Here is a 15,547-nt window from a genome sequence, read left to right as displayed (position 1 = left end):
ACTTAGTACGTGAAACGTGGAGCAAGTTCTTCGATATTGAATTCACGCAGGATGGCTTCGGCGCGTTCGCGGGCGTTTTTGCGCGGGTTGCCACGCTGGCTGGCGATGATCAATTCGTTCTTCATCGAATGCTCCCAGCCAACCAGCTCGGTGACGGTGACGTCGTAGCCGTGCGATTCGAGCAGCAGGCAGCGCAGGACGTTGGTCAGGTGGCTACCGAGCTCGCGGGTGTGGATGGGGTGTCGCCAAAGTTCGGACAGCGGTTTTTGCGACAGCGATTCGTTCTTTCTGGCCCGCATGGTGGCGGCTACTTCGGCCTGACAGCAAGGGACGAGGACAATATGGCGGGCGTTCTTGGTCAGGGCGAAACGGATGGCGTCGTCGGTCGCCGTGTTGCAGGCGTGTAGCGCTGTCACGACATCGACCTGGGCTGGCAGCTCCGCAGCGGTCAGCGAGTCCTCGACCGTGCAGGCGAGGAAGCGCATGCGCTCAAAGCCAAGCCTGGCGGCCAGTTCGCGCGATTTTTCGACGAGTTCCTGGCGCGTTTCTATGCCAATGATCTCTCCATTGGCACGATCCTTGATACATAAATCATAGAGGATGAAACCGAGATAGGACTTGCCGGCCCCATGGTCGACCAGGGTCTCGGCGCCATCCAGCAGCGGTTCGATGAACTGGTAGAGGTGATAGACCTGTTTGAGCTTGCGCCGCGTGTCCTGATTGAGCTTGCCGTCACGGGTAAGGATGTGGAGTTCCTTGAGCAGTTCGATGGACTGCCCGGGACGGATTTCAGGAATCTCGGCGGTGGTATTTGGCTTCTTCATGGGGCGACATTATCGCATTCAAACTTCTCTCACTTTCGTGTCAACCGAATCAAAGTCGAGTCGTTATACGGCTCATGGTGATCAAACACCGCATACCTACGGAGATAGATAAATGGGCAGTCTGAGCAACGAATCCTTCGATCAATTCCTGGATTCCCTGAAGAAAGCCGGTATTACGATTTCCAACGAAGCCGAACTGCGCGAGCGGCTGGCTGAAGCACAACGCTGGCGTTTCGCCTTCCAGACCCTGGCCGCCAACGGCAAGATCATCGGTATCAGCTTCGAAGATCAGTCCGAAGGCCGCAACGAAGCCGAAATCGCTCGCGCTTTCAACGAATTCCATTTTTCCGAGAAGTCCAAGGCGGTTTTCTCCGCCAGCCTCAAGCACTAAGATTTCAGGTTTCAGCCTTCCGCATTGGCGGGGGGAAGAAGAAAAAACGGGCGCCAAGCGGCGCCCGTTTTGCGTTGTGCTTCCGGGAGCGTGGTTTCCACGGTCAACCGGGAAAAATGGCCGAAATTGAAATTCCGGCCATTCGTTTTTAGCGGGTGATCGGCTTGTAGCGAATCCGCTTCGGCTTGGCGCCTTCTTCGCCCAGCCGCTTGCGCTTGTCTTCCTCGTATTCCTGGAAGTTGCCTTCGAAGAAATTCCACTGGGAATCTCCTTCGGCCGACAGGATGTGGGTACAGATCCGGTCGAGGAACCAGCGGTCGTGCGAAATGACCATGGCGCAGCCGGGGAATTCGAGCAGCGCATCTTCCAGCGCACGCAGGGTTTCGACGTCAAGGTCGTTCGACGGTTCGTCGAGCAGCAGCACGTTGCCGCCGGTCATCAGCGTCTTGGCGAGGTGCAGGCGACCGCGTTCGCCGCCGGACAGATTGCCGACTTGCTTGCCCTGATCGGCGCCCTTGAAATTGAAGCGACCGATGTAGGCGCGCGACGGCATTTCGAACTTGCCAATCTGCAGGATGTCGCTGCCCTGGGCCAGTTCCTCGAAAACCGTCTTGCTGCCGTCCAGACAATCGCGTGATTGATCGACGTAGGCCATCTTGACCGTCGGCCCGATGTCGACCGTGCCGGAATCGGGCTGTTGCTGGCCGGTAATCATCTTGAACAGGGTCGATTTACCGGCGCCGTTCGGGCCGATGATACCGACGATGGCTCCGGCCGGGATGGTGAAGCTGACGTTGTCCATCAGGAGCTTGTCACCAAACGACTTGGTGACGCCATTGAACTCGATGACCTTGCCGCCCAGACGCTCGCCGACCGGGATGAAGATTTCCTGGGTCTCGTTGCGCTTCTGGTATTCCTGGCTGGACAGTTCTTCGAAACGGGCAATGCGGGACTTGCTCTTGGCCTGACGGGCTTTCGGATTGCTGCGCACCCACTCCAGTTCCTGCTTCATCGCCTTCATGTGGGCGTCGATCTGCTTGTTTTCGGTTTCCAGGCGGGCTTCCTTCTGCTCCAGCCAGGACGAGTAGTTGCCCTTGTACGGAATACCGTGGCCGCGGTCGAGTTCGAGAATCCACTCGGCGGCGTTGTCGAGGAAGTAGCGGTCGTGGGTGACGGCGACCACGGTGCCGGGGAAGCGGACCAGGAACTGTTCCAGCCATTCGACCGATTCGGCGTCGAGGTGGTTGGTCGGCTCATCCAACAGCAGCATGTCGGGTTTGGCGAGCAGCAGCTTGCACAGCGCGACGCGGCGCTTTTCGCCGCCAGACAGGTTGCCAATCACGGCCTCCCAGGGCGGCAGGCGCAGCGCGTCGGCGGCCAGTTCCATCTGGGCTTCGGTGTCCGAGCCGGCAGTGGCGATGATCGCCTCCAGACGGGCCTGTTCCTCGGCCAGCTTGTCGAAATCGGCTTCCGGGTCGGCGTAGGCGGCATAGACCTCGTCGAGCTTGGCCTGCGCCTGCATGACTTCGCCGAGCGCAGATTCAACTTCCTCGCGCACAGTCTTGGCGGCATCAAGCTGCGGTTCCTGCGGCAGGTAGCCGATCGAGACGCCGGCCAGATGCTGCACCTCGCCGTCGTATTCCTTGTCCACGCCGGCCATGATCTTGAGCACGGTCGATTTGCCCGAGCCGTTCAGGCCGAGCAGGCCGATCTTGGCGCCGGGGAAGAAGGAGAGGGAAATATCCTTGATGATCTGACGCTTGGGCGGGACGATCTTGCTGACGCGCAGCATGGACATTACGTATTGAGCCATTGAACCTACCTGTAGTCGTAAATATTAATGATGCGCGAGTCTACGGCCCTTCAACGCAAATGGCCAGCCTCCCGAAGCTCGGAGGCTGGCCATTTGCGTTGGAATGACGTGGAAGCTAGAAGTGAAGATTGCCCAGCGGACGGTGCAGCAGCACGGCCGGCGCATTGACCCGGGGGCAGGTGCGAACGGAGCCGATCTGCGAAAAGCCGAATTCCCGGCGGTAGTAGGCGGCGTGACGCGGATTGACTTCGATGACCGCGTCCGTCACGCCAAAAATTGCGCGGGCGTACTGATAACTCGACCGGAAAAGCGATTTGAGCAATTCGGGATCATGAGAATCCACATCGACCGCCAGCCTTGTCACTTCGCAGAGAATGCGGGACGGCTTGCGCAGCCCGGCCAGTTCCTCGGCGTAGAGATTGTCGGCGAGCAGGCCGGCGCTGGAATCGCGGGAAGTGGTCAGCGTCGCTACCAGTTCGCCCTCCATCCAGGCCCCCAGCGTCGCATGATTCGGGTCTTCGATCAGCTGTCGTGCCGGCGACGTCCGGTAACCACGCCAGGCGTACATGCGGCGCACCAAGGCGCTGCAGGCACGGTGCTGGTGGTAGGTGACAGCCGGGGCGACCTTCAGTTCCGGTGGCTCAAAAGCCCCACCTGAACCAAGCGATGAGCCAAGCCGGTCCGGCAGCATGAATGCTGACATGAAACCCGGAACGAGCTTGGAACTCGAAGGTATGACTTTCTGCATAGGTCGCATTCTATGATCAATAAATAAAGTTATCAACCGGCAATTGCGCTAAGCGACTTGACCGGTTCGTCTCGGAGGTGAAACGGCGTCGCCTTTTCGGCTGACAGGGCGTTGATGTCGCCACACAGCTCGCCGCCTTCGTCGATCACCAGCTTGCCGTAACGGATCTTGCCGGTGACCTTGCCGGTAGCGTGGATGATCAGCTGCGAACGCGCCGTCAGTTCGCCTTCGAAGCAGCCGTGAATTTCGGCGATGTCGATGCTGACCTTGCCCGAGAACGAACCGTTTTCGGCGATGCGGATCACGCGGCTATCCATGGTGGCCTCGACGCGCCCTTCGACAACCAGTGTGTCGCAATCGAGAATTTCGGCGCCTTTCAGTTTGACATCCGGGCCGACGATCAGGCGGGCACCCATGACGTTTTCTGCCAGCGATTCAGCTTTCTCCGGCTGAGCGACGGGTGCGGCGGCGGCAGTGGCTGGCGCTGGATTGGTTTCCGTTGCCGAAGTCTTGAGGGGGGTGGTGCTGCCCAGAACGTTGTTGACCTCCTTGCGGGTGATGACGTCATTACGGTTGTTGAGGATCGGTTTGTTGAACATGGTGACTCCCGTCTTGAGGTTTCGATGAATGTCGGACCGGAACTCCATTGCGATAAGCGTGCCATGTCAATACGGTGTAGTTTAATCAATGGCTTACGACTTATATTAAAAGCTGGTTCGTGATTCGTTGCCTATATCTGTCGTGAAATTACGACAGATATTTTTGGTTTTCCCGGCAAAGGCAGCTAATCTAGATCAGAAGGCTGTCGTTAAATTGCGACATATTTTTAATTCATTGATTTGTAAGTAATAAAATGGTCTGCGTGGCGGTTGCGGAGCGTGTTTTTTCAGCGCGCGCACAGCCGTCCTCGCCTGCATGGCGGTTTAAACTTCAGTTTTAAGACACAGGGTGCCGATGAATCGAATTTCCTTTCGTCAGGGGATGTTGCTTGGCTTTGCCCTGATTGTTTTGCTGCTTGGCGGCGCGGCGGTGCAGAGCTGGTTGGTAGTAGAGCGCCTGGTCGATCAGAGCCGGCGCAGCAGTGAGCAGGCCATCCAGTTGACGGCGTCGATCCAGGAACTTGGCGAGCGCACCATCGATATCGAACGCAGCGCGCGGCAATATCTGGTGCTCGATAACCCGGTTTTCCGCCAGCGTTTTGACGAACACCTCAGTCAATCGCTGGCGGTCGTCGATCGGCTCGATACGCTGGCCGCCGAACCGCTCCTGCCCTTGCTTGGCGGTTGGCGCATGGTGGCCGAGGCGCTGCGCAGCGGTCTTGAACAGAACATTCCGCAGGCCGAGATCATTCCCCTGTTGGCCCGCATGGCCGAGCTTGACGGTCTGTTGAAGCAGGCTGGACAACGCTGGATCGAAGGGCAGAATCGTAAGTCGCTTGAAGATCTCGAGACCAACCGCTTGCGTTTGGGCGGGCGCATAGCCCTGGCCCTCTGTGGCGCACTGCTCGTCGCGCTGGCTATGGGCTGGTGGCTGGTGCGGCCGGTGCGTCATCTAGAGCAGGCGATCATCCGGCTCGGCGCCAGCCGTTTCGATGAGGCCGTCACCGTCGGTGGCCCGGCCGACTTGCGCCAGCTCGGCAAGCGGCTGGACTGGTTGCGTCAGCGCCTGGCCGAGCTGGAGGCTGACCGCGAGCGGGCCTTGCGCCATGTCTCGCACGAACTGAAAACGCCGCTGACGGCACTGAAGGAAGGCGTCTCCTTGCTCCGCGAGGAAGTCCCCGGACCTTTGGCGGCAGGGCAGCGCGAGGTGGTCGATATCCTCCAGCACAACGTGATCAGCCTGCAGCAGCAAATCGAGAGCCTGCTGACGCTCAATGCCGCCGCCTTCGAGGCGCGTCGCCTGCAAATTGCCCCGACCCGGCTGCGCAAGCTGCTCAGCACCGTTGTCCAGCGCCGCGAACTGCACAGCCAGTCGCGGCAGTTGAAGATCGTCATCGAATCCTCGCAGGAAACGGCCATGCTCGACGCCGAGAAAATGACGGTCGTTCTCGACAATCTGTTATCCAACGCCATCGACTTCAGCCCGGAAAACGGTGAAATCCACCTCTCGGTCAGCCACATTGAAGGCCTCTTGCGCTTCGAGTGTGTCGATCAGGGGCCAGGCATCGCCGAAGAAGACCGGCAACGCATCTTCGAGCCCTTTGTCCAGGGGCAGCGCGTCGCGCCGGCGCCGCGCCAGGGCAGCGGCGTCGGGCTGTCCATCGTGCGCGAACTGGTGCGGGCGATGGGGGGCACGGTGTACCTCGTCCCGCAACAAACGGGCGCCCATTTTTGTGTGGAAATACCTGATGAGCAGTAAATACCCGATGTTTTCCCGCCGCGTGGCGGTTTTCATTTTTGGCCTTTTTTTCGGGTTGACCGTAGCAGGCTGCGCTTCCGGCCCGCTGGCCAGAAAGTTGCATCTCGAGGACACCAGCCCGGAGGCCGCACTGGCCTATAACCAGAGCCTGTCGCGCATGACGCCAGCCGAGCTGGGGCGTGAACGGTCAGTGCTCGTCGCCGTACCGCAGACGCCATTCACGCAGGTCAGGATGGCCCTGTTGCTCGGGCATCCGCGCGTCCAGCAGGATCTCGGCAAGGGGCTGGCGCTGCTCGAAGGCGTTCTCAAATCGACCGAACCGGCAGCAGTTTCGTTTCATCCGCTGGCCCGGCAACTCGCCGACAACTATCAGGAACGCATGAAACTCGAAAGCCAGCTGGAAAAACAGGGCCAGCTATTGAAGGACAGCCAGCGCAAGACGACCGAGCTGCAGGAAAAACTCGACAGCCTGGCCAATATCGAACAAACGCTGATCCCGCGCCCGCGCGTAATCAGTCCGAACGGAGGAAAACGGTAATGGCCGGCGCACACGTACTGGTCGTCGATGACGACGAAGACATTCTCAAGCTGCTGACCATGCGCCTACGTGCCAAGGGCTTCCGGATCACCGCCGTCGGCTCGGCCGAGCAGGCCTTGGCTCAGATTGCCGTCGATCCGCCGCGCGTTGTCGTCAGCGACGTTCGCCTGCCCGGGCTGGACGGCTTGGCCTTGTTCGAGGAAATCCGCCGCACCCGGCCAACGCTGCCGGTCATCCTGCTCACCGCCCACGGCAATATCCCCGATGCCGTCGCCGCCACCTCGCGCGGCGTTTTCGGCTACCTGACCAAGCCTTTCGACAGCCAGATCCTGCTCGAAAAGATCGACCGCGCCCTGCAACTCTCGGCGCCGACCTCGCATCCCGGTGACGAGCCACGCGCAGCCGGGAAGGGCGACGACGCCTGGATGGAAGGCGTGGTTTTTCGCAGCAGCAAGATGGCCGAACTGATGGCCGAAGCGCGCATGGTCGCCGCCTCCGACGCCAGCGTTCTGATTCGCGGCGAAAGCGGCACCGGCAAGGAGGTGCTGGCCCGCGCCATCCACCGCGCCAGTCCGCGCGCCAAGGGGCCGTTCGTCGCCATCAACTGCGGCGCCATTCCCGAACAACTGCTTGAATCCGAGCTCTTCGGCCACGCCAAGGGCGCTTTCACCGGCGCCGGCGCCAGTCGCGTCGGCCTGTTCCAGACCGCCAACGGCGGCACGCTCTTCCTCGACGAAATCGGCGACATGCCGCTCGCCCTCCAGGTCAAGCTGCTGCGCGTGCTGCAGGAACGCGTCGTGCGCCCGGTCGGCACGACCAAGGCCGAGCCGGTCGATGTCCGTCTGCTCTCGGCGACCCATCGCGATCTTGATCTCGCCATGGCCCAAGGCCAGTTCCGCGAAGACCTCTACTACCGTCTCGACGTCGTCTCGCTCAACCTGCCGCGCCTCGACGAGCGACGCGAGGACATCCCGTTGCTCGCCCTGCATTTCGTCCAGCTGCTCGCCGGCAAATACGGCAAGCCGGTCAACGGCTTCGCCCCCGAAGCCCTTGAAGCGCTGGCCACGGCTGCCTGGCCGGGCAATGTCCGGCAACTGTTCAACGTCGTCGAACAAAGCTGCGCGCTGACCTCGACGCCGCTCATCCCGCTCACCCTCGTCCAGCGCGCCCTGCGCGTGCCGGTCATGGATGCCCTCAATTACGCCGAAGCCAAGCAGCGCTTTGAGCGCAACTACCTCGTCCAGCTCCTCAAACTGACTGACGGCAACGTCGCCGACGCCGCCCGTCTGGCCGAACGCAACCGGACAGAGTTCTACCGCCTGTTGCAGAAACACGACCTGACGCCAGCCATGTTCCGCAGCGAAGGCGATAGCCCGCCGTCAGGCGGAGACAAGCCGGCCGTGACTTAGGGAAACAGCTCAGTCATCTCCGTCCGCGCGGATGACGGTTTCTCGGAGATTTCCGGCTCGCGCCCAAAACAGCTGTCGTTGCCGCACGACGGAATGCCCATCGCCAAAAACAAACGTTCAGCGTAATTTATTGATTTAAATAGAAAATTGATAGCTGGCACGGACTTCGCAATAGCCTGATGGCAATCAACAATAAAAGGGAATAGCCATGTTCAAACGTCACCTTATGGTCGCCAGCATCACTGCTGCAGCCACCTTTGCCGGCCTCGGCCTTTCCGCATTCGCCACCGACGACCCGCAACTGCTGGCCGCCATGGTGGCCAACACCGAAGCGCAGGACGCGGCGCTCACCGACAAGGTCGAAACCCTGCTGCGCACTGACATCGGCCTGGCCGGTTCGCAATTCCGCATTTTCGCCAAATCCGCCGTCGTTACCGTTGGCGGCTCGGTGCCCGACGAACATGCGCTGCGCCGGGCGCTCGACCTCGCCAGCGGCGTGCGTGGCGTGCGTGAAGTGCGCAACGCCATGGAGGTCGATCTCCCAAAGTGAGGGAAGAGGGCGGTTCCAGCTTCCTGAAGGCGCTATTCAGTCTGATTCCAGAGTTACCAGTAGCGCGCCTTCGGCGACTGTATCGCCCTCTGTAACGTGGATTTGAACCACCCGGCCCGCTTGCGGGCTGGGAATGTCCAGCGCCACCTTGCCGGTTTCCAGCGTCAAAATATTGTCGTCGCGCTCCACCCTGTCGCCATGCTTCACCAGCAACTCCAGAATGAAGATGTCGCCGCTCGCGCACGAGCCGCAACTCGACCAGCACTCGGGGTATTTCGGCATGCGAATGAAGGAAAAAGACATCAGCTTTTTTCGGCGGAAACCTTGCATTCTACGCCGGTGTCCGTATAATGCGCCGCTCTGACAGTGCGCCCGTAGCTCAGCTGGATAGAGTACTTGGCTACGAACCAAGGGGTCGGGCGTTCGAATCGCTCCGGGCGCACCAGAAGAACAACCCGCCGAAGGTTGAAAATTTCGGCAAATCAGTAAAAAGCAGTTTAGGTGTGCGCCCGTAGCTCAGCTGGATAGAGTACTTGGCTACGAACCAAGGGGTCGGGCGTTCGAATCGCTCCGGGCGCACCAAATAAAACTGTACTCCAAAGCGTTTAGGCCAATCTCTGATTGGCCTTTTTGCTTTTTGAGGCGAGAAAATGGGAAATGCGCTCCACAATCTGTTCCCGACGAATCGTTTAAACGTATTCCAACAGTGTGCCGCAGATCATGGCAATGAAGATCGGGAATTCACGCCTTTGCCCGCCCATGCTGCCGCCCCGCGATTGTTGACGGTTTCAATCCCGTGCCCCTGATAGGTAAGACGGCCCCTTGGCGAAAAATGTAGGCTGGAAACGCAGGTCGCTTCTGGCAAGCGCCCGTCGAACGTCGGTGCAACGGTTTGATCGAAATATGCCCGGTTACGCATAAGGAAATAAAAAATACGTCGTTCTCCTGAGGTTGGGCCTTCCGTAAATTGAGGCTTCCATAACTAACCAGGGATTACGAAAATGCAGTTCAACAACACCCGCCGCGGCTTAATTGCTTTGGCCATTGGCCTTGCCTTCGGTGGCAACGCTTTCGCTGACGTCAATCTGTTGAACGTCTCCTATGACCCGACTCGCGAGCTGTATCAGGAATACAACGTCGCCTTCGCCAAGCACTGGAAGGCGAAGACTGGAGAAACCGTCACCATCAAGGCGGCTCACGGTGGTTCCGGCAAGCAGGCCCGTGCTGTTATCGACGGCCTGGATGCCGATGTCGTCACGTTGGCTCTGGCCTATGACGTTGATGAAGTGGCCAAGGCAGGCCTGACCGCCAAGGACTGGCAGAAGAAGCTGCCGCTGAATGCCTCGCCGTACACTTCCACCATCGTCCTGCTGGTTCGCAAGGGCAATCCCAAGGGCATCAAGGACTGGGGCGATCTGGCCAAGCCGGGTGTTGAGGTGATCACCCCGAATCCGAAGACCTCCGGTGGCGCTCGCTGGAACTATCTGGCGGCCTGGGCCTACGCCAAGCAACTGCCGGGCGGCAGCGATGCGACTGCCAAGGACTTCGTCAAGAAGGTGTACGGCAACGTCAAGGTGCTCGACTCCGGTGCGCGTGGTTCTACGACGACCTTTGTTGAGCGCAATATTGGCGATGTGCTGATTGCCTGGGAAAACGAAGCCTACCTATCGCTCAAGGAACTCGGTCCGGACAAGTTTGAAATCGTCACGCCGTCCGTCTCCATCCTGGCTGAGCCGCCGGTGGCCGTGGTCGACAAGATCGTCGACAAGAAGGGCACCCGCAAGGTGGCGACCGAATACCTGAACTACCTCTATTCGCCGGAAGGTCAGGACATCGCCGGCAAGAACTATTACCGTCCGACCGACGCAAAAGTGGCCGCCAAATACAGCAAGCAGTTCGCCAAGCTCAAGCTGATCACGATCGACAAGGAATTCGGTGGCTGGGACAAGGCCCAGAACACCCACTTCGCCGATGGCGGCAGCTTCGACCAGATCTACGTCAAGTAAGTTTTGTTGTGGGACGGGCGGCGCCTGGGGGTGCCGTCCGGATGACCCCGGTTGGCCATTCGTGGTCGCCGGGGTTTTTTTGTGCCTTGCCACGGTCAACCGGAAATATCGGCCAATTTTGAAATGGTCCGCGGAATCGCTTGCCCGAGGCCCGGCGCTTATTGCAGCAATCTGAATAAGCAAAGAGGAATAAATTGGTTAAGGAATTGCTGAGCGCTCTCTAAGCTTCCCGCCTGTCAGAAGCGTTTCGGAGTTCTCATGTTTTCAAGGTTTCATAGAAATAGTGCGGTCGGGCAAAACCCGACAGGTGCCGGCGAGGTGGTGCGATGAGCAATCGCAATGCCTTGCCCGGCTTCAATCTTTCACTCGGCTACACGCTGACCTGGTTGTCGCTGATCGTTCTGATCCCGCTTGCTGCGGTGTTCATCAAGACGGCAGAACTGACGCTGGAGCAATTCTGGTATGTGGTCACGACGCCGCGCGTCATGGCCTCGTACAAGCTGACCTTCGGCGCCTCGCTGGCCGCCGCGGCGATCAACGCCATATTCGGGCTGCTGCTGGCCTGGAGCCTGGTGCGCTACAACTTCCCCGGCAAGAAAATTGTCGATTCACTGGTCGATCTACCCTTCGCGCTGCCGACTGCCGTGGCCGGCATTGCGCTGACTGCGCTGTGGGCCGGCAATGGCTGGATCGGTAGCATCATCGAGCCGCTCGGCATCAAGGTCGCATTCACGCCGCTTGGCGTCCTGCTGGCGCTGGTCTTCATCGGTCTGCCCTTTGTCGTGCGGACCGTGCAGCCGGTGCTCGAAGACCTCGAAGTCGAAATCGAGGAAGCCGCTACCAGCCTCGGGGCGAATCGCTGGCAAACCATTCGTCTGGTCATTTTTCCGACGCTGTTCCCGGCGCTGCTGACCGGCTTCGCGCTGGCCTTCGCCCGCGCCGTCGGCGAGTACGGATCGGTCATCTTCATCGCCGGCAACATCCCGCTGGTTTCCGAAATCACCCCGCTGATGATCATCACCAAGCTGGAACAGTATGACTACCGGGGTGCAACGGCCATTGCCGCCGTCATGCTGGTCGTTTCCTTCATCCTGCTCATCACCATCAACAGCCTCCAGGCATGGACGGCGAAACGTACCGGAAAGTCGAAATAATGGCTGCCACAATTTCCCTGCATCTCAGTCAGGCCCACGCCGAGCGCTACGAGAACAACCCGGCAACCCGGGAAAACAATTGGGTCAAATGGACCATCATCGGCATCTCGCTGACCTTCTTCGGCCTGTTTCTGTTGATGCCATTGATCGTCGTTTTCTACGAGGCACTGCGCAAGGGCTGGGATGCCTATCTGATGGCGCTGGTTGACCCTGATGCCCTGAGTGCGGTCAGGCTGACGCTGATTGCTGCATTGATATCCGTGCCACTCAATCTGATCTTCGGCGTTGCTGCCGCCTGGGCCATCGCCAAGTTCGACTTCCCCGGAAAGGCCTTCTTGATCACCCTGATCGACCTGCCTTTTTCAGTGTCGCCCGTGGTGGCGGGCCTCATCTTCGTGCTGGTTTTCGGGCGTACTGGCTGGCTCGGTTCGTGGTTCATCGATAACGACATGAAGGTCGTTTTCGCCGTGCCCGGCATCGTTCTGGCGACCATTTTCGTGACCTTCCCGTTTGTTGCCCGCGAGCTGATCCCGCTCATGGAAGCCCAGGGCAAGGATGAGGAAGAAGCGTCGACGGTACTCGGCGCCTCCGGCTGGCAAACCTTCTGGCACGTCACCATCCCCAACGTCAAATGGGGTCTGCTTTACGGGGTGATCCTGTGCAACGCCCGCGCCATGGGCGAGTTCGGCGCGGTGTCGGTGGTCTCCGGCCACATCCGCGGCGAGACCAATACCATGCCGCTGCATATTGAAATCATCTACAGCGAGTACAAGTTCGCCGCGGCCTTTGCCGTGGCCTCGCTGCTGGCGATCCTGGCGCTGCTGACATTGACGGTCAAGAGCTTCATCGAATGGCGCGCCGGCCGGGAGGCCAAAGTAGAAAGCGACGGCTAGAACACGCTGGCCGATTTCAAAATTGGCCAAAATTTCCGGTTGACCGTAGCAATGCCGGATTGGCCCATAGCCGCTGCTTGGCAGCGACCGTTTTTGTCTCTCCTCCCCCCAAAAACCCGCCGTCTTCAGCCGGCGGGTTTTTTTATATCGACGGCGATTGTGGCAGGAGGCGAACGGGCTGCTTGCTGCGCTGGCAGCAACTTGCGGCGCAGGGTGTTTCCCGGGCAGCAGGACGAAGAGACCGGCGGATTTTCCAGGCGCCGCTTGCTCAAAACAGGCGTTAGCTAATTCCCTATTTAAATCATGGGATTGTCTCCCGGCTGGCTGGCTTTTCATGGCAGCTCGGCGCTAGCTGGCGGATTGGCATATTTGCTGCTGATAAGCAGGCCAACTGCCCAGCAATGCATTTCAGAGGTTTGGCTGGCTTCCAGCAATTTGCCGTTTAGGAGTGTTTTCGATGTTCTTGAGTTCAACCGTGTCTGCAACCCGTCCAGGCGTATCCCGGCGCCTGCTTTGCCTGCTTGGCTTTCTCGGCGGAAGCCTGACGCTGGGTACCGTGTCCGCCCAGGAAAACGTGGCCCAGGCCATTCCCGGCGTCGTCGCGGCCGGAGCGAAAATTGAACTGATCAAGGAAGGTTTCAAGGGAACGGAAGGCCCGGTCGCGCTGCCGGACGGCAGTCTGGCCTTTACCGAAACCCAGGCCAGCCGCATTATGCGGATTGCGCCGGATGGAACGACTGCCAGCTTTCTGGAAAAAAGCAACGGCTCGAACGGCCTCGGTTTCAACGCCAAGGGCGAACTGATCAGCGTCCAGGTGGACGACGCGCGGGTCGGTATCGTTTTTCCGCAAGGCCATGAGCGGACGCTGGCCAGCAGCTACGAAGGGCTGCCTTTCGGTCGCCCCAACGACCTCGTCGTCGACCAGCGCGGCGGCGTCTATTTCACCGACTCCGGCATCAATGTCGCGCCCAACCAGCCAGCTCCGACCAGGGTATTCGCCAAGCCGGCGGTCTATCACATCACGCCGGAAGGCGCCCTGAAGCGTCTGGCAGCGGATATCGAACGGCCGAACGGCATCCAGTTGAGCCCGGATGAAAAGGTGCTCTACGTCGCCAATACCCTGGGCGAAAACGTGCTGGCCTATGACGTGGCGGCCGATGGCTCGCTCGGTGCGCGGCGCAATTTCGCCAAACTGGCCGGCTGGAGCAAGAACGACAGCGGCGTCTGGTCGAGCGGGGCCGATGGCCTGGCCATCGATGAAAAGGGCCGCCTCTATGTCGCCTCCAATGCCGGCATCGAAATCTTCAGCCCGTCTGGCGATGCGCTGGGCGCCATCGCGCTGCCCAGGAAACCGCAAAACCTGGCCTTTGCCGGGGCCGGCAAGAAGTCGCTCTACGTCGTCGGGCGCGGTGCCGCCTACCGCATCGTCACCCAGACGGCCGGCTACACCGGTCGCGCCAAGTAATTCCCCGATCAGCAGAGGATAGATTCACATGACCCGACAGGCCGCCAAGGACTTCCATCCTGAGGTTCTCAAATTGTTCGACAAATATGTCCATGGCCTACTGCCGACGGACGGTGGATTTCTTCAAGCTGCATCTTCGCGCCTGAGCCGGAGGACAAGATGAGTCGTCAACGTATTTGGGATCTGCCCACCCGCCTGTTCCACTGGTCGCTGGTTGGCGCCATCATTGTCGCCGTGGTGACCGGCAAGATCGGCGGCAACTGGATCGAATGGCATGGCCGGAGCGGGCTGTTCATCCTCGGCCTGATCATCTTTCGGGTGATCTGGGGTTTCATCGGTTCGCCGACCGCCCGCTTTGCCAATTTCGTGCGCGGACCGCGCGCCATCAAGGCTTATCTCAAAGGCGAATGGCAAGGCGTCGGGCACAATCCGCTCGGCGCGCTGGCCGTGCTGGGCTTGTTGGGGCTGACTGCCATTCAGGTACTCAGCGGCCTGTTCGCCAATGACGACATCGCCTTCGCCGGGCCGCTCGCCTCGCTGGTCAGTAGCGAACTCTCCGGCCGGATTACCGGCGCCCATGTCTGGCTGTTCAACAGCCTGCTGGCGGTGGTTTGTCTGCATGTTGCCGCCATCGTCTTCTATGCCCGTGTCAAGAAAACCAATCTCGTTCTGCCCATGGTGACCGGCTATCAGGCCTTGAACGAGGGCACCCATGTCGTGCCGCATCACAGGCATTCGTTTGCGCTGCGTCTCGCCGCCTTTGTGGCGGCCAGCGCGATTGCCTCGGCCGGCGTTTATGCGGCTGCCGGTGGCTTCATCGATCAGCCGGCACCGCCGCCTGCCGAACATCAGGCGGCTCCCGCCTGGTAATCCCTAAATCCCAAAAACCATCCCCAAACTGTTCAAGGAGTATTCATGAAGCACGTCAAACCCTTCCTCGTTGCCGTGGCACTGACGGTAACCGCCAGCGCCATTGCCCAGCAGGCGCCGAAGCCGGAAAACATCATCAAGTGGCGTCAGTCGGTCTATCAGGTTCTGGCCTGGAACAGCGGCCGCATCAAGGCCAATGTCGACGGCCAGTTCAATCGCGACGAGGTCGTGCGCGCCGCCAACAGCACGGCCGCCATCGCCAATTCCGGCCTCGGCGCGCTCTATGCGCCGGGCACCGAACAGGGCAAGGGCTGGCATGACACGGCCGCCAAGCCGGAAATCTTCAAGGATGGCAAGAAGGTCGGTGATCTCGCCGGCAACTTCGTCCACGAGGCCAACGAGTTGGCCAAGGTCGCGGCGAATGGCGACCAGGCAGCCGTCAAGGCGCAGTTCGGCAAACTGGGCCAGACCTGCAAGGCGTGCCACGACGACTACAAGGTCAAGGACTAAACATCTAAAAGCCCAGGC

Annotated in this window: 17 protein-coding genes and 2 tRNA genes; 14 read left to right on the top strand and 5 right to left on the bottom strand. The window is 60.0% G+C overall.

All coding sequences use genetic code 11. The features are described from left to right. Positions 1–2: 2 nt before the first annotated feature. Complete coding sequence (locus KI613_RS11840) at positions 3–824, bottom strand: class I SAM-dependent methyltransferase (protein ID WP_226399663.1); 822 nt, start codon at positions 822–824, stop codon at positions 3–5. Between the two features lie 112 nt (positions 825–936). Between KI613_RS11840 and KI613_RS11835 the strand changes: the two genes are divergently transcribed. Next, positions 937–1,215 (top strand): hypothetical protein, encoded by a 279-nt coding sequence (locus tag KI613_RS11835; protein WP_226399661.1) that lies wholly within the window; start codon positions 937–939, stop codon positions 1,213–1,215. Between the two features lie 148 nt (positions 1,216–1,363). Here KI613_RS11835 and ettA read toward each other — a convergent pair whose 3' ends face one another. The 3 genes from ettA to KI613_RS11820 form a co-directional block, all read right to left on the bottom strand. Beyond that, positions 1,364–3,028 (bottom strand): energy-dependent translational throttle protein EttA, encoded by a 1,665-nt coding sequence (gene ettA / locus KI613_RS11830; protein WP_226399658.1) that lies wholly within the window; start codon positions 3,026–3,028, stop codon positions 1,364–1,366. 115 nt (positions 3,029–3,143) lie between these two features. Continuing rightward, positions 3,144–3,731, bottom strand: coding sequence for an N-acyl amino acid synthase FeeM domain-containing protein (locus tag KI613_RS11825; protein ID WP_226399656.1), 588 nt, complete (start codon positions 3,729–3,731; stop codon positions 3,144–3,146). Between the two features lie 77 nt (positions 3,732–3,808). Next, positions 3,809–4,375: a bactofilin family protein gene (locus KI613_RS11820; protein ID WP_226399654.1), complete on the bottom strand. Its 567-nt coding sequence runs from the start codon at positions 4,373–4,375 to the stop codon at positions 3,809–3,811. A 355-nt stretch (positions 4,376–4,730) separates the two neighbouring features. On the opposite strand from KI613_RS11820, the gene KI613_RS11815 reads away from it, so the two are divergent. The 4 genes from KI613_RS11815 (at position 4,731) to KI613_RS11800 (ending at position 8,631) form a co-directional block, all read left to right on the top strand. Beyond that, positions 4,731–6,134, top strand: a complete 1,404-nt coding sequence (locus KI613_RS11815) for a sensor histidine kinase (protein WP_226399652.1) — start codon at positions 4,731–4,733, stop codon at positions 6,132–6,134. Continuing rightward, positions 6,124–6,672, top strand: a complete 549-nt coding sequence (locus KI613_RS11810) for a permease (protein WP_226399650.1) — start codon at positions 6,124–6,126, stop codon at positions 6,670–6,672. The genes KI613_RS11815 and KI613_RS11810 overlap by 11 nt, the downstream gene beginning before the upstream one ends. Beyond that, positions 6,672–8,081: a sigma 54-interacting transcriptional regulator gene (locus KI613_RS11805; RefSeq protein ID WP_226399648.1), complete on the top strand. Its 1,410-nt coding sequence runs from the start codon at positions 6,672–6,674 to the stop codon at positions 8,079–8,081. The genes KI613_RS11810 and KI613_RS11805 overlap by 1 nt, the downstream gene beginning before the upstream one ends. 208 nt (positions 8,082–8,289) lie before the next feature. Next, positions 8,290–8,631, top strand: coding sequence for a BON domain-containing protein (locus KI613_RS11800; protein ID WP_226399646.1), 342 nt, complete (start codon positions 8,290–8,292; stop codon positions 8,629–8,631). A gap of 36 nt (positions 8,632–8,667) precedes the next feature. Here the strand turns inward: KI613_RS11800 and KI613_RS11795 are convergent, their stop codons facing one another. Further along, positions 8,668–8,961 carry a biotin/lipoyl-containing protein gene (locus KI613_RS11795; RefSeq protein ID WP_226399644.1) on the bottom strand — a complete coding sequence of 98 codons (294 nt, stop codon included), beginning with the start codon at positions 8,959–8,961 and terminating at the stop codon, positions 8,668–8,670. Between the two features lie 38 nt (positions 8,962–8,999). Between KI613_RS11795 and KI613_RS11790 the strand changes: the two genes are divergently transcribed. The 9 genes from KI613_RS11790 to KI613_RS11755 all read left to right on the top strand — a co-directional run bounded on the left by KI613_RS11790 (position 9,000) and on the right by KI613_RS11755 (position 15,529). Continuing rightward, a tRNA-Arg gene (locus KI613_RS11790) sits at positions 9,000–9,076 on the top strand. Between the two features lie 60 nt (positions 9,077–9,136). Beyond that, positions 9,137–9,213, top strand: a tRNA-Arg gene (locus KI613_RS11785). A 419-nt stretch (positions 9,214–9,632) separates the two neighbouring features. Beyond that, entirely contained in the window at positions 9,633–10,637 is a 1,005-nt protein-coding gene (locus KI613_RS11780) for a sulfate ABC transporter substrate-binding protein (protein WP_226399642.1), read from the top strand. A 326-nt stretch (positions 10,638–10,963) separates the two neighbouring features. Next, on the top strand, positions 10,964–11,791 hold the full coding sequence (gene cysT / locus KI613_RS11775) for a sulfate ABC transporter permease subunit CysT (protein ID WP_226399640.1): 828 nt from the start codon (positions 10,964–10,966) through the stop codon (positions 11,789–11,791). Then, a complete protein-coding gene (gene cysW / locus KI613_RS11770; protein WP_226399638.1) occupies positions 11,791–12,684 on the top strand; it encodes a sulfate ABC transporter permease subunit CysW in 894 nt (297 codons plus the stop codon). The genes cysT and cysW overlap by 1 nt, the downstream gene beginning before the upstream one ends. 475 nt (positions 12,685–13,159) lie before the next feature. After that, positions 13,160–14,149: an SMP-30/gluconolactonase/LRE family protein gene (locus KI613_RS11765; RefSeq protein ID WP_226399636.1), complete on the top strand. Its 990-nt coding sequence runs from the start codon at positions 13,160–13,162 to the stop codon at positions 14,147–14,149. Between the two features lie 28 nt (positions 14,150–14,177). Further along, the gene (locus KI613_RS21460; protein WP_455424128.1) at positions 14,178–14,312 is read left to right on the top strand and encodes a hypothetical protein; all 135 of its coding nucleotides are present in this window, start codon (positions 14,178–14,180) and stop codon (positions 14,310–14,312) included. Continuing rightward, complete coding sequence (locus tag KI613_RS11760) at positions 14,309–15,019, top strand: cytochrome b/b6 domain-containing protein (protein WP_226399634.1); 711 nt, start codon at positions 14,309–14,311, stop codon at positions 15,017–15,019. Before KI613_RS21460 ends, KI613_RS11760 begins: the two co-directional genes overlap by 4 nt. A 45-nt stretch (positions 15,020–15,064) precedes the next feature. Then, positions 15,065–15,529, top strand: a complete 465-nt coding sequence (locus KI613_RS11755) for a c-type cytochrome (protein WP_226399632.1) — start codon at positions 15,065–15,067, stop codon at positions 15,527–15,529. Positions 15,530–15,547 lie beyond the last annotated feature (18 nt).

Origin of the sequence: Ferribacterium limneticum (genome assembly GCF_020510585.1) — a bacterium.
Taxonomy (GTDB): domain Bacteria; phylum Pseudomonadota; class Gammaproteobacteria; order Burkholderiales; family Rhodocyclaceae; genus Azonexus.
This window is presented reverse-complemented; position numbering and strand designations above follow the sequence as displayed.